This is a genomic window from Marinovum sp. J2-8, from assembly GCF_055808435.1.
Genome location: NZ_JBVVRZ010000005.1, coordinates 18,422 through 32,446, shown reverse-complemented (window position 1 = coordinate 32,446; position 14,025 = coordinate 18,422). Strand labels below are relative to the sequence as shown.

The window sequence follows — 14,025 nt, the reverse complement described above, 5'->3', positions numbered from 1 at the left end:
ATTTTCATTACGCATAAAAAAAGCCCCCGAAGTTTCGGGGGCGCATGGGGTACCGTTCAGGGTGTCCGTTACCGGCCCATGCGCCATTTTCTTACGACGACCACTAGTTGTGTCATTGAAGTGAATCCTTCTTCATGCGTGGCCGCGACACTAGGTGAGGTGAATTGGGGCGTCAACCACTGTTTGACCGGTTTTCTTTGCAAAAGTTGCGGAGGGCGGCGGTTTTTGGAAATTTCCTACCGTAAAGCGGGGCGAATGGCTGCGAAAACGGCGCGGTCACAAATCCACGCCCGTACCCTGTAGCACCCCATGTTCCAGCGCATAACGTGTCAAACCGGCGGTCGAGGCGATGCCAAGCTTGCGTTTGATGTTCTTGCGGTGGGTTTCGACGGTGCGCACCGAGATGTCCAATTGAATGGCCACATCCTTGTTTGATTTGCCCTGCGCCAGTTGCAACAGGATGGTCTGTTCGCGGTTGGTCAGCTGGTCCCGGCCCGGCGTCGGCGCCAGCGATCCGCGCGCCCCGGTGCAAAGATAGCGTTCGCCCGAATTCACCACGTCAATCGCATGTTTGATTTCATCCGTCGGCACGTCCTTCAACACATAGCCCATGGCACCGTGCCCCAGAGCGGTGGAGATATATTCCGGGCTGTCATGCATCGATAGGATCAGGATTTTGGTGTCGGGGCGCTGTTCCAACAGCATTTCAGTTGCGGTCAACCCGCCCACACCGGGCATGTTCAGATCCAGAAGGATCACATCCGGCATCAGCGTCGCCGCCTGTTCCACGATCTCGCGGCCGTTCGACAGGGTCGCCACAACCTTGATGTCATCATAGCTCTCCAGGATCGCTTCGATCCCTTCGGCGACCATTGGATGATCATCAACAATCACCACTTTGATGGTTGTGTTCATGCGCTCGCTTTCCTTTCCTTGTCGTCGTCCGGTGCGTCGTTTGGCGCGCCGTCCCCGCGGGCTTCGGCGGGCAGCATCTGGGTCAGGGGCACTTCGACCTCGATCACCGTACCGCTGCCCTTGGCGCTGAGCACCCGCAGCGTACCGCCCAGCTGTTCCACCCGCTCTGCCATATTGCGCAGGCCCAGCCCGGCGCCGCTCAGATTGTCGTTAGGGGCAAATCCGCGGCCATTGTCACTTATCCTTAAGGTCGCACCATGTTTATGGCCGCGCACATCCACCGCCAGCTCGGTCGCGTCGGAATGGCGTTCCACATTGGTCAGCGCCTCTTGTGCGATCCGGTAAAGCGCTATTTTGGCGTTGGTTTCCAATCGGTTGCGGAAGGGGACGGTTTCGAAATAGGTTTCCATCCCGGTGCGAATGCCGAAATCTTCGACCAATGTGCGCAAGGCCCCAAGGCCAAGATCGTCCAGCGCGCCGGGGCGCAGATCGCGGCTGATGCGGCGGACCTCCTGAATGGCGCCGGCCAGGGTGTCGATACCCTTGTCCAGGGTTTCACCGGCGCGGGTGTCCCCCTTGTCCAGCCGCCGTTTGGTAATATCCAGCGCATAGCGGATGGCCACCAGAATCTGGCTGATGCCGTCATGCAATTCGCGTGCGATGCGACCGCGCTCTTCCTCCTGGGCGTCCAGAACCCGCTGGGTCAGGGCCTTCAACTTGGCATCTGCCAGCCGCCGTTCGCGGATGTTCAGCAGGATGCCCCAAAGGTAAACCACCAGAAGCGCGGCCAGCGTGATTCCCCCGATATAGAGAAAGGTCGCACGAATGCGTGCCTCGACTTCGGCCCGGGCCAGAGCCACGGTTTCGAGAACGTCGTCGATAAAGACGCCGGTGCCGACAACCCAGCGCCAATCCTGCAACCCGATGGAATAGGTCACCATGCGCGCGGTTTCGCGGGTCGATGGTTTGGGCCAGTCAAAACTGTGATAACCGCCACCAGAGCGCGCAATGCGGATCAGCTCATCGGTGATTGGCGTGCCGTTCAGATCCGTCAGCCCCGACCAATTGCGATTGATCAAATAGGTTTGGCGCGGCGCAACCAGATTGTTGCCGTCATAATCATAGACAAAGAAATAGCCGTCCTGACCATACAGCATTGATGCCAGAATGCGGGTCACCTCCAGCTTGGCGGCGGCGTCCTCTGGTGCGGCGCGACCATAGATATTCACAAATGCGGTGCGGGCGATGGAGATATAGTTTTTCAGCTCTTCTTTCTTGGCTTCGATCAACTGGACCTCCAGCGCGGCGATCTCGCGGTCGGCCAGTTGCCGCGACTGCGCAGCAACCAAAACCGCAATCGCCGCCGCCGCCAACACCAAAGGCACCGTCGCAATCAGGAACAGCTTTTGCCCATAGCTGAGCCGAAAAATGATGAGCCTGCGAAACATGGATGATTCGATACGCCAATCCGGGGGGCTTGCCTAGGGTTGCCCGGTCAAAATGGTGGTTCGGACAACAATTGGACAAAAATATTCGCCCAAACCGTGGTCGACTACGTGTTTGTTGGTATTTCCACATCGTACAGCAACCGCTAGGGTCAACCCGTTGCAAACGATCCGCCCGCACCTGCATTCGAGATGAGCAAGGGGCAGGGACGGGCACAACGACATGGGAGGACCATTTAATGGATCGTCGTTCTTTTCTGAAAACTTCGGCTTTTGGCGGCTCGGCTGCCGCAGCGACCGGCCTTGCGGCCCCGGCATATGCACAGGGCAAGCGGACCCTGACATTGGTGACAACCTGGGGCCGTGGCCTCGCGGGGGTACATGACGCGGCACAGCGTTGCGCCGACACGATCACAGCTATGACCGGTGGCGATTTGACCATCGACCTGAAAGCCGCCGGCGAACTGGTTGGCGCGTTTGAGGTGTTTGACGCCGTCACCGCGGGCCAGGCTGACATGTATCATGGTGCCGACTATTATTTCACCGGCCAACACCCGGGCTATCAGTTCTTTACCGCGGTGCCATTTGGCATGACCTCGCAGGAAGCGGCCAACTGGTACTACCAGGACGGCGGCAAGGCGCTGCATGACGAGCTTGGCGAAATCTTTGGTCTGAAATCCTTCCTCGCGGGCGACACCGGCGCCCAGGCGGGCGGTTGGTTCAACAAGGAAATTTCCAGCCCGGAAGATTTCCAGGGTCTGAAATTCCGTATGCCCGGCATGGGCGGTCAGGCGCTTGGCAAACTGGGTGCATCGATCCAGAACCTTCCCGGCGCAGAAGTGTATCAGGCGCTGGCCTCTGGTGCGATTGACGGCACCGAGTGGATTGGTCCCTGGGCGGACGAAAAGGCCGGTTTCCAGGAAATCACCAAATTCTACTACACCGCCGGTTTCCACGAACCCGCAGCGACACTGTCGCTGGCGACCAACCGGGACGTGTTCGACAGCCTGTCGCCCGCGCACCAGAAGATCATCGAGATCGCGTCGGCCGAGGCACATGCCTGGAACCTGTCGCAGTTCCTGACCAACAACGGTGCCGCGCTTCAGCGTCTGCAAGCATCGGGCGTCAAGGTTCTGGAATTCCCTGACAGCGTCTGGGATGCCTTTGGCCAGGCGGCCAGCGACACGCTGGACGAATACATGGATGACGAACTCTTCGTCAAAATCCGTGAAAGCGCCAACACCTCCATGCAGGCCTCGAATGGTTGGATCGACAAGTCGATCAACGCATTCGCGCGTCAGCGGACCCGTGTTCTGGGCTAAGTCCCTGTCAAACCAATAAATAGAAGTCTCCGGCACAGAGTGCCGGGGGCTTTGATGTATCGGGCAACTGCCCGGCGGGAATATCGAAGGGGGAAAGGATGCTGGACGGTCTTGTCTGGTTTTTCCAGAACATTGCGCTGGCTTTCTACAACCTGGGGCTGGCGATTGTGCAGCCTGGGGTTTGGTTGGGCTGGGTCGACGGGCTTGAAACAACCGAGGATAAACAGGCGCTTATGCGCTTTATCTACTACGGCGGCTCAATCGAGTTTTTCTTTGCCGCTTTTACGGTCTTTCTAGTCATCATTGCTTTTGGCATCTGGAACAACCAGTTCATGTGGGGCGTGACCCGCGTGTTGGAAGGGTTCGCCAATGCGATTGGCCGCTTCTTTGCCTGGGCTGGCCTGCTTATGGTGCTGCAACAGATCGTCATTGTCTTCATGCAGCGGATTTTTGCTGCGGCAGAGATTTCGCTCGGGTTTGGCAGCGTCCTGTCGCGGGATGTCAGCTGGTGGGCCGAGGAGCTGAAACTCTATAACGCGATGATCGTCGCACTTTGCGCCACCTATACATTTGTGCAGGGCGGACATGTGCGGGTTGATCTGGTGTATTCTGCGGTGTCCTTCCGGACCAAACGCATTATCGACATGTGCGGCAGCATGATCTTCATGTTGCCTGCGGCGGTGCTGACCTGGATGTATGGTTGGTTCTTCCTGTGGCGGCATCTGGTTGTGCCGAAACCCTCGGCCAGTGACACGCTGGACCGGTTGATCACCAAGGCACGCGCGCTGCGCTGGAATGTGGAAACAATCGGCTTTTCGCCGAATGGTTTTGACGCCTACTTCCTGTTCAAGGTGCTTTTGGTGGCCTACGCCGGCCTTGTCTTCATTCATTCCTGGGCTTTCTTCTGCCGCTCCTATCTGGAGTTCCGCGAAGGCGAAGCATCGGAACACAAATACCTCGACCGTGACAAACTTGGCAGCGAAGAAGCCGAGCTTGTGCACGCAATCGAAGAAAAGCACTAAGGGGCGCGCGACATGTTATTCGGACTTGATGGCGTCGAGATCGGCCTGATCATCGTCTTCATGTGCCTTTTCGGGGGCATTCTCTCGGGATTTCCAGTGGCCTTTGCCATTGGTGGCGCGGGGATCATTTCCTTTGCGATCATTGCCGCGCTGGACAGCGCGGGGCTGTTGATCCACCAGGCAATTGACACCAGTTCAGCCATGTATGCGGATCTTATCCGCGAGGGCGTCAGACCTGATGCCATAAGCAAATTCCGCTTTCCCGATCTTCCACGATACGCCGAACCGGTGTTCCCGCAGGGCTGGGAAACCGCGATGGACCGCAATATTTCCTTTGTGGTCAACCGGATGAACGAACGGGTTCTGGCGGGGCAATCAATCGAGACCTTGCTCGCGGTGGTGATGTTCGTTCTGATGGGCATCACGCTGGAACGGTCAAAAATCGCCAATGATCTGTTGACCACCATGTCGCGGGTGTTTGGCCCGCTGCCCGGTGGTTTGGCGGTTTCGGTTGTGGTCGTCGGCGCGTTTCTTGCTGCTTCGACCGGCATCGTTGGCGCCACCGTGGTGACCATGGGCCTGTTGTCACTGCCCACAATGTTGAAGGCAGGGTATTCGCCGCAACTCGCCACCGGTGTGATTGCTGCATCGGGCACTTTGGGCCAGATCATTCCACCGTCGATTGTGATCGTCTTGTTGGGCACTTTGGCTGGCGATCTCTATTCCGCCGCTCAGGAAGAACGCGCAAATCTTGCGGGCTGTTCCGACGCCTTGACCTTCCTTGGTGAACCGGCGGTTGTGTCGGTTGGCACGCTGTTTCAGGCGGCCTTGTTGCCCGGCATCATGTTGGCCGTGCTGTATGGGCTTTATGCCTTTGGCTTTGCGATGTTCAATCCGTCCAAGGCGCCGGCGGTCGAACTTGACGACAGCACCGGCGAGGTTGTGACCCGCAACGAGGCACTGACATGGTTCCTGGGTGTGCCTGTTCTGTTGATCGTGGCCATGATCGGCCTGGGTCAGTTGAATGTCATCGGCACCCAGAACGTGATCGTCGACAGCTTCTCTGACGCGGGACAAACCGCAAGCCTGCGCACCAACGTCAGCGAAGATTGTAAGGTTGCGATGATCGACCTGCATGGGCAAGAGGCCTGGGATACTGCGGTCGCTGAACAACAGACAATCGACGAGGCCGGCGGCGTGACCGAGGCACGTGCGTTGAACGAAGACGAACGCGCCGCGGCACTTCAGGACAAGCTGGCAACCGCAGCCCCCATTGGCACCGGTATCGCCATCAGCTTCTTGATGCTGGCGCTGGTGCTGACCACGGCGCGCGGCGTGTCGCCGACGGCAAACCCGCTGCCATTGTTGATTGGCGGGGCGGGGGTTGTGCTGGCACTGCTGGCGGATGCTTTGTTGATCAATCCGCTCAGCTCGTCCGGCTTTACCTTCCTTGTCATCCTGATCCCGCTGTTGATGGCACTTTACGGTGTCCGCTATGCATCGGGCATCCTGTCCCAGAATGAGCTGCTGCGCGTGGTCTTTCCACCGCTGGTGCTGATCGTTGCGGTGCTTGGCTCGATCCTGGGTGGGATCACCAATCCGACACCGGCGGCGGCGCTGGGGGCGGGTGGTGCCATCATGCTGGCGGCCTATCGCAAGCTGGCGGATGACAACAAATCGGGCAAGATGATCCTGAACACGACCTTTGCCGTGGTGATCATGATCCTCGTCGGGGTGAATTTCGATCTGCGGGTCGGGTTGGCCGATGTCGCCATCGAAAGCTGGATTGCCTTCCTTGTCGCACAGGCCGCTTATCTGTTCTCGATCTTCGGGTTGTTCTATGCGCTTTGGGTGCTGTTTTCCGGCGGTGTCCTGACCCCGGTGGTGCGCGAAACGGCCAAGGTGACCTCGATGGTGTTCACCATCCTGATCGGCTCGCAGCTGCTGAACCTTGTGGTGATCTCTTTTGGGGGCGAACATTACATCCAGACCTTCCTTCAGAGCTTTGATAATGAATTCAAAGTCTTCCTGATCGTGATGCTGGTGTTGTTCGTGCTGGGCTTTGTGCTCGACTTCCTCGAGATCATTTACATCGTGATCCCGATTGTCGGGCCGGTGATCTACGGCGGCACCTTCGATCCGAAATGGGTCACGATCATGATCGCGGTCAACCTTCAGACCTCGTTCCTGACACCGCCCTTTGGCTTTGCGCTGTTCTATCTGCGGGGCGTGGCGCCAAAAGAGGTCACAACTGGCCACATCTATCGCGGCGTGATCCCCTTTGTGCTGATCCAGGTCGCGGGGCTGGCGCTGCTGTGGTTCTTCCCCTCTATCGTCACAATTGTACCGGATCTGATCCCGAACTGATGGGCGACAACACACAAACGAAAGGCCGGGCAATTGCCCGGCCTTTTGCGTTCTGGGGGGTGAGTTTCGCATTCATGTGAACTGAATCAGATCCCAGCGATTGCCAAAGGGGTCGCGCCACACTGCAACCCGGCCATAGGGTTCATCGCGGGGCGGCTCTTCGAATGTCACACCGGCGCGGGTCATCCGTGTATGATCGGCCGCGAAATCATCGGTTTGCAGAAAAAATCCCACACGACCGCCGGTCTGGTTGCCCACGGCGGCCTGTTGCTGGTCATCGACCGCGCGGGCCAGAAGAATTGCGGTCTGCGCGCCCTTGGGGGCAATCCGAACCCAACGTTTGCCACCCCCCAAATCACTGTCTTCGAGCAGGTCGAACCCGACCGCATCAACGTAAAACGAAATGGCGGCATCATAATCCGGCACAACCAGCGCCACCAAACAGATATGGCGGCTCATCGCCCGCGCGGCCCAAGATCCGGCAAGGAAATATTGGCCACTTGTTCGGCAATTGGATCGGTCGAAAGCGGGTGATCGTCTGGCGAAAATCCGTCGGGATTGTTCATCTTCTGCCAGATCCCGCGGCTATAGACCTCAAGCCCGGCGAATTTCGCCTTGTATCCCATCTTGGGTGATCCCGGCACCCAATAGCCGAGATAGACATAGGGCAGGCCGGCCTCGCGCGCGATGTCGATATGATCAAGGATCATATAGGTGCCAAGGCTCTGGCGGTGCAGATCGGGTTTGTAGAAGGAATAGACCATGCTCAACCCGTCATCCAAGACATCCGTCAGACAGACCGCCGTCAATTCGCCGCTGGCGCGGTCATCGTATTCCACCACGCGCGACCGGATCGGGGTTTCTTCGATCATGGCGGCGAATTCAAAGACATCCATATCCGCCATTCCGCCGGCTGCATGGCGGTTTTCCAGATAATTCGAAACAATTCGTATTGTTCATCGGTCGCCCAGGGTGACGTCGCGCGCCGTTTCAAATGGGCATTGCGGCGCATCGTGCGTTTCTGGCTTTTGCTGAATTCGAAATCAGCCACCGAAATCCGGGCCGACATACAGGCATTGCAATCGGTACATGACGGGCGATACAACACGTTCTGTGATCGGCGAAACCCTTGTTTCGAAAGGGAATCGTTTAACCGGCCAGCAGATTCCCCCTGCAATGCAGTGAACAATTTCCGCTCCATCCGGCCCTCAAGATAGGGGCAGGGTTGCGGGGCCGTTACATAAAATTGCGGCGCAAGGGGCAGAGTATGGCGCATTGGGTCATTCCTTGAATTCCCAAAGAATAACAATGAATCCGACCGCCGCCAAGCGGTTGGCTTTGGCGGCGGTGAAGTGGTGCAATATGTCGCGTTTCGCTTCGATTGCGATGGGGGCTTAGATCCGGCGGTTCAACATTACGGTGCCCAGCACCATATCGGTCAGGGATTGACCGCGTTCCGAGGTCAGCATCAGCACAACCGAAGCCAGCTGTGCCAGCGCCATCCCGAAGCTGAGGTAATAGCCCAGCGTGTGCAGGAACGCGCTGCCGATGTCCATGCGGTTGCCGGATGCGGTGCGCAATTCGACCGACATCACCCGCATTCCCAATGTGCCCGAAGATCCGGCAATGGTCAGAACACGATAGACAAATCCGATAGACGCATAGAGAAAAGGTAGAAAAAACAATCCGATAAAGGCCGTGAACGGCAGGATCAACAGGGTCATGCCCAAGATCATGCCAACATCAATCAACCAGGCCATCAGGCGTTTCGGGCTAATGTCGGCATAAAATTCCGGCTGGTACTGCGGATCGGGCAGGGCGGCGGTATGCATCAGGTTCTCCGTTGGAAAAAGGCGGCCCCGTGTGTCGGGGCCTGCCAAAGTTGTGAGGGTCGCAGACGCCGATGGTCAGGCGTCCTGGCGGCGTTCAGGTTCTTGCAGCTCCTGGCGGGTACGGCTTGCTTCATCGGCCCGTTCGTCCATGAATTGGTCGAACTCGGATTTGTCTTTCGCGGCCCGCAGACGCTCAAGAAAGGCTTCAAAGTTTTCTTGCTCTTCCTGAAGCCGGCGCAGCGTGTCTTCCTTATAGGCATCAAAAGCGGTGTTGCCCGAAGGTTTCATGGCGTTCCACCGGGCCGCGTGACGGCCGTGGCGTTGCGATTTGCTGCATTTTCCAAACATGCGTTTGCTCCAGATCATATAGGCAAGAAGGGCGAGGCCGACAGGCCAGAAGAAGATAAAGCCGAGGACCATCGCAGCAATCCAGGCACCTTTGCCCTTGCTGTCGAGCCAGGCCTCGGACCGCGCGAACCAGCTCTGGTTCGATCGGGTGACGGGAATATCAGTTGCGGCGGTTGTCATTTAGGCTCTCCGTTGTTGGCGGTTAATGTGAATGCTCTTCACATCACAACAGATGAGCAATCGCCGGTCTCTTTACAAGCCTCAATGTGAATGTTTATTACATTTATTTTGTTAATACAGTAAAATCAGATACTTGCGATCCTGTCACGGTCAAAAGATCCGCTGACCGCATGGAGAAAACATGGCGGGGGGTGCCGCCTGCGGCCCAGATCATGTCAAATTCCAGCAATCGCGCGTCCATGAAGGCCCGGATCGGGTTCAAATGGCCAAGCGGCGCGACGCCCCCAATGGCAAAGCCGGTCTGCGCCCGGATCAGGGCTGCATCGGCCTTGCCCAATGGCTCTGCCGCGAGGTGGCTGGCTTTGGCGACATCCACCTGATTGCCGCCGGCGGTCAGGAACAGGATTGCTGTGCCGCTGGTGTCGCCCCGGAAAATGATGGATTTGGCGATCTGGTCGATATGGCAGCCGACCGCATCCGCCGCATCCTGTGCCGTGCGCGCGGCGCCCACTTCGACGATTTCGGTGTCAATGCCCGCGGTGTCCAGCGCCCGCGCCACGCGTTTCAATGATTTGCTCATGTCGGTCCTTTGGGTTTTCTGCCAACGAACCCGGCAGTCGGGCAAAGGTCAAGCGGGCCTTTGCCGGCATCCAAAGACGCATCTTTCCGGGTGGAAGGCCTGTGCGGCCTCTGGACGCCACTTGACCCTTGCACAGCCACATGCGCAGATCAGGATATGACATTTGCCAATCGTATCACCCGCCTGCCACGCCCCTTTGAACCCGACCGAGGCCGGGAAACCCTTGCCCTTTTCCCGGACCTCTCTGGCGAGATTGCCGCGGTATTGGAGGGCGCGGGCGGGTGCAGCCCCTACCTGAAACTGCTGGCCGAGAAAGAGCGCGATTGGTTGCCGACCACATTTGACGATCCAGAGGCGGCAATCAAAACCCTGTTTTCAGAGCTAAAGACCGTTGCGCCGGACCAAATGGCCTCGGCGTTGCGGATGGGCAAACGCCGGGTGGCGCTGTTGGCGGGGCTGGCCGATCTGGCCGGTGTCTGGTCGCTGGAAGAGGTGACTGGCACGCTTAGCGATTTTGCCGATCTGGCGGTGCATCTGGCGATCCAGACCTGCGTTGGCCATGAAATCCGTCGGGGCAAATTGCCCGGCAAGACCGAAGAAGATGCCGCAACCGGCGGTGGCCTGGTGGCGCTTGCGATGGGCAAGATGGGCGCAGGCGAGCTGAACTACTCTTCCGATATTGATCTGATCTGCCTGTTCGATGAAACGCAGTTTGACCGTGATGATTACCATGATGCCCGCGCTAGCCTGATCCGTGCGACACGCAAAATGTCGGCGATGTTGAATGACCAAACCGGCGAGGGCTATGTCTTTCGCACCGACCTGCGGCTGCGTCCCGATCCTTCGGTTACCCCGGTGTGCATGACGATGGAGGCGGCGGAACGCTATTACGAAAGTCTGGGGCGCACTTGGGAACGTGCCGCCTATATCAAGGCCCGGTCCAGCGCCGGCGACATTGACGCGGGCAAGAGGTTCCTGGCCGAATTGCGCCCCTTTGTCTGGCGCAGACATCTGGATTTTGCCGCCATTCAGGACGCCCATGACATCCGCCTGCGCATCCGCGCGCATAAGGGGCTGGGCGGGCCGATCACCCTGCCAGGGCACAATATGAAATTGGGGCGGGGCGGCATCCGCGAGATAGAGTTTTTCACGCAAACCCAACAGCTTATTGTAGGCGGACGTGATCCCGATCTGCGGTTGCGCGGCACTGTCGACGCGCTGGCCATGTTGGCGAAAAAGAAGCGCATTCCGACCGAGCTGGCCAAGGTTCTGACCGATCATTACCGCTTTCACCGCGAGGTCGAGCATCGGTTGCAGATGGTGGCAGACGCCCAGACGCAAACCTTGCCGAATTCGCCCGAGGGGCTGGCCCGGATCGCCGCGATGATGGGGCAGGAGCCTGACGCGCTGAAGGCCGAGTTGATGACCCGTCTGACCGAGGTTCATGACCGGACCGAAGGCTTTTTTGCCCCGGACACAACCGAAAGCCCGGCGGCAGAGCCAAAGGCGGATTTTGATTCCACGATCACCAAACGCTGGCGCAGCTATCCGGCGTTGCGCAGCCGCGCGCGGTGGAAATCTTTAACCGGATCAGGCCGGAAATCCTCTGCCGTTTGGCCGAAACCGCGCGCCCGGACGAGGCGTTGAATGCGTTTGACGGATTCTTGTCGGGCTTGCCAGCGGGGGTGCAGTTGTTTTCGCTGTTCGAAGCCAACCCACAGCTGATCGACCTGTTGGTTGATATTGCGGGCACGTCGCCCGTGCTGGCGCGGTATCTGTCGCGCAATTCATCGGTGTTTGATGCGGTGATTGTCGGTGATTTCTTTGCTGAATGGCCCGGCGGCGCGGCGCTGACCGAGGAATTGACGACCTTGCTGCGGCAGGAGGAAGACTATGAGCGCAAATTGGATACGGCGCGGCGTTGGGCCAAGGAATGGCATTTCCGGATCGGTGTGCATCATCTGCGCGGGCTGATTGATGCCGAACAGGCAGGCGCGCAATATGGCGCCTTGGCCGAGGCCAATCTTGCTGCGCTCTGGCCCGAGGTCGTGACGCATTTTGCCGCCAAACATGGGCCGCAACCGGGGCGGGGCGCGGTGGTGCTGGGCATGGGGTCATTGGGCGCGGCGCGGCTGACGTCTTCGTCGGATCTTGATCTGATTGTGATTTATGACGCGGATGGTGGCGCCTATTCCGAAGGCCGCCGCCCGCTGGCGGCGCGGGCCTATTTCGCGCGTCTGACCCAGGCGCTGGTGACGGCGATGACCGCACCCATGTCAGAAGGGCGGCTGTATGAGGTCGACATGCGTCTGCGCCCCTCTGGTACGCAGGGGCCGGTTGCGACCAGTTGGCAGAGCTTTTCCAACTATCAACAGAACGAGGCCTGGGTCTGGGAACATCTGGCGCTGACGCGCGCGCGCCGGGTGGCGGGTTCGACGGAGCTGGGTGAAGATGTCGAAGCCCTGCGCCGGGCGCTTTTGGGCAAACGTCCCGCCGAAGAAGTGCTGGGCGAGGTGGCAAAGATGCGCAGGCGGATCGCGGCGGCCAAATCGCCCGATGGGGCGCTGGATGCCAAGATCGGCGCGGGCCGGATGTTGGACATTGAACTGATCGCCCAGGCCGGGGCATTGATCGGTGGATGCGCCGCGCCGGGCACCATGGCGGGACTGGATGCGGCGGCGACCGCCGGGGTGCTGACCGCGGCGGGGGCGCGGGATCTGCGCGCGGCCTATGATCTTCAGGGGCGGTTACAGATGGCGTCGCGTCTGCTCAGCGACAAGGCGCTGGCCGCCGACACCCTCAGCGGTGGTGGCGCGGCCTTTGTGCTGCGGGAAACTGGCGCCGACGCGATAGAGACGCTGGTGGTGACATTGGCGGACCTGCGGCAATCGGCGGATGATGCGATCACATCCGCCCTGCCGGAAACGGAGGACAAGACATGAAAAAGGGTGACGCACTTGATCCGCGTGGGCTGATCTATGAAAGCTATCGCATGCGCGGCATCACCGAAGCGGAATGCCGGTCGATCTTTCTGGACTGGGCTTTGGCGGTGGATGCAGAGATCCAGGGGGCAATTGATGCGCTTTTGGACCGCTACGGCAATGACAATCCGAAACACCCAATGACCACAGTGCTGCGCGCGGGCCTGTCGCCGCCGGAAAAGGCCCGTCGCAAAGGCGGTTGGCGGTCGCGCAAAAGATGATGCCGTTTCCAGCGATGCCGCTTTAAACGATTTGGGGGCCGATCTGTTGCCAGATCGACCCCCATTTATCGACATAAGTCTTGGATCAGCCGCGCGACAGAGCCGCAGCTTCGCGGGCCAGCGCCTCGATCCCGGCCCAATCGCCGGCATTGACCATGGACAGCGGGGCAACCCAGCTGCCGCCAACGCAAAGCGTGTTGGGCAGCGACAGATAGCTTTCCGCGTTTTTCAACGACACGCCGCCGGTGGGGCAGAACCGGATCTGCGGCAGCGGCCCGCCGATGGATTTCAATGCCGGCACACCGCCATTGGCCTCGGCTGGAAAGAACTTCTGCACCGAATAGCCACGTTCATAAAGCCGCAGCGCCTCGGATGTGGTGGCGGCCCCGGGCAGGGTGGGCAGATCGGCCGCTTCGACCGCGTCCAGCAACAGATCGGTGCAGCCCGGTGTGACGCCAAACAGCGCGCCGGCGTCTTTTGCGGCCTTGACGTCGTCCGGGGTGATCAGCGTGCCTGCGCCGACAATACCGCCCGGCACCTTGGCCATTTCGCGGATCGCGTCCAGCGCCGCGGGGGTGCGCAGAGTCACCTCAAGGGCGGGCAGGCCGCTGGCGATCAGCGCCTCGGCCAGAGGGCGGGCATGGGCGACGTCCTCGATCACCAGCACCGGAACCACCGGGGCGCGGCGGCAGAGGTCTTCGGTTTGGAGGCTTGCTTCCTGCGGGGTCATGTCAAAATGGCCTTTCTAATGTGGATTGGCCCGATGTCTTGCGATTGTTGCTGCCACCGGGCCATGCGTATTTAAAAACAGA

General features: G+C 59.3%; 11 protein-coding genes and 2 pseudogenes. 5 read left to right on the top strand and 8 right to left on the bottom strand.

All coding sequences use genetic code 11. The annotated features are described in order from the left end of the window. Nucleotides 1-276: 276 nt before the first annotated feature. A complete protein-coding gene (locus AC0L4F_RS15345; protein ID WP_244689812.1) occupies nucleotides 277-915 on the bottom strand; it encodes a response regulator transcription factor in 639 nt (212 codons plus the stop codon). After that, nucleotides 912-2,363, bottom strand: a complete 1,452-nt coding sequence (locus AC0L4F_RS15340; protein WP_244689810.1) for a cache domain-containing protein — start codon at nucleotides 2,361-2,363, stop codon at nucleotides 912-914. The genes AC0L4F_RS15345 and AC0L4F_RS15340 overlap by 4 nt, the downstream gene beginning before the upstream one ends. 236 nt (nucleotides 2,364-2,599) lie before the next feature. Here AC0L4F_RS15340 and AC0L4F_RS15335 point away from each other — a divergent pair, with 236 nt between their 5' ends. From AC0L4F_RS15335 to AC0L4F_RS15325, 3 genes are all read left to right on the top strand, one after another. Further along, nucleotides 2,600-3,682, top strand: a complete 1,083-nt coding sequence (locus AC0L4F_RS15335) for a TRAP transporter substrate-binding protein (RefSeq protein ID WP_244689808.1) — start codon at nucleotides 2,600-2,602, stop codon at nucleotides 3,680-3,682. A 98-nt stretch (nucleotides 3,683-3,780) separates the two neighbouring features. Then, a complete protein-coding gene (locus tag AC0L4F_RS15330; protein ID WP_244689806.1) occupies nucleotides 3,781-4,704 on the top strand; it encodes a TRAP transporter small permease subunit in 924 nt (307 codons plus the stop codon). Nucleotides 4,705-4,716: 12 nt separating this feature from the next. Further along, a complete protein-coding gene (locus AC0L4F_RS15325) occupies nucleotides 4,717-7,071 on the top strand; it encodes a TRAP transporter large permease (protein WP_244689804.1) in 2,355 nt (784 codons plus the stop codon). Nucleotides 7,072-7,143: 72 nt separating this feature from the next. Here the strand turns inward: AC0L4F_RS15325 and AC0L4F_RS15320 are convergent, their stop codons facing one another. From AC0L4F_RS15320 to AC0L4F_RS15300, 5 genes and pseudogenes are all read right to left on the bottom strand, one after another. Next, nucleotides 7,144-7,530: a VOC family protein gene (locus tag AC0L4F_RS15320; RefSeq protein ID WP_244689801.1), complete on the bottom strand. Its 387-nt coding sequence runs from the start codon at nucleotides 7,528-7,530 to the stop codon at nucleotides 7,144-7,146. Continuing rightward, nucleotides 7,527-8,347: pseudogene (locus AC0L4F_RS15315) on the bottom strand (arginyltransferase). Before AC0L4F_RS15315 ends, AC0L4F_RS15320 begins: the two are co-directional and overlap by 4 nt. Nucleotides 8,348-8,465: 118 nt before the next feature. Then, nucleotides 8,466-8,903, bottom strand: coding sequence for an RDD family protein (locus AC0L4F_RS15310; protein ID WP_244689799.1), 438 nt, complete (start codon nucleotides 8,901-8,903; stop codon nucleotides 8,466-8,468). Between the two features lie 75 nt (nucleotides 8,904-8,978). Next, entirely contained in the window at nucleotides 8,979-9,431 is a 453-nt protein-coding gene (locus tag AC0L4F_RS15305) for a DUF2852 domain-containing protein (protein WP_244689797.1), read from the bottom strand. A 103-nt stretch (nucleotides 9,432-9,534) separates the two neighbouring features. Continuing rightward, on the bottom strand, nucleotides 9,535-10,011 hold the full coding sequence (locus AC0L4F_RS15300; protein WP_244689795.1) for a YbaK/EbsC family protein: 477 nt from the start codon (nucleotides 10,009-10,011) through the stop codon (nucleotides 9,535-9,537). 156 nt (nucleotides 10,012-10,167) lie between these two features. Here AC0L4F_RS15300 and AC0L4F_RS15295 point away from each other — a divergent pair. Beyond that, nucleotides 10,168-12,953, top strand: a pseudogene (locus AC0L4F_RS15295) ([protein-PII] uridylyltransferase family protein). Further along, nucleotides 12,950-13,213: a hypothetical protein gene (locus tag AC0L4F_RS15290; RefSeq protein WP_244689793.1), complete on the top strand. Its 264-nt coding sequence runs from the start codon at nucleotides 12,950-12,952 to the stop codon at nucleotides 13,211-13,213. Before AC0L4F_RS15295 ends, AC0L4F_RS15290 begins: the two are co-directional and overlap by 4 nt. A gap of 85 nt (nucleotides 13,214-13,298) precedes the next feature. On the opposite strand, the gene eda is transcribed toward AC0L4F_RS15290, so the two are convergent. Beyond that, a complete protein-coding gene (gene eda, locus AC0L4F_RS15285) occupies nucleotides 13,299-13,943 on the bottom strand; it encodes a bifunctional 4-hydroxy-2-oxoglutarate aldolase/2-dehydro-3-deoxy-phosphogluconate aldolase (protein ID WP_244689791.1) in 645 nt (214 codons plus the stop codon). Nucleotides 13,944-14,025 lie beyond the last annotated feature (82 nt).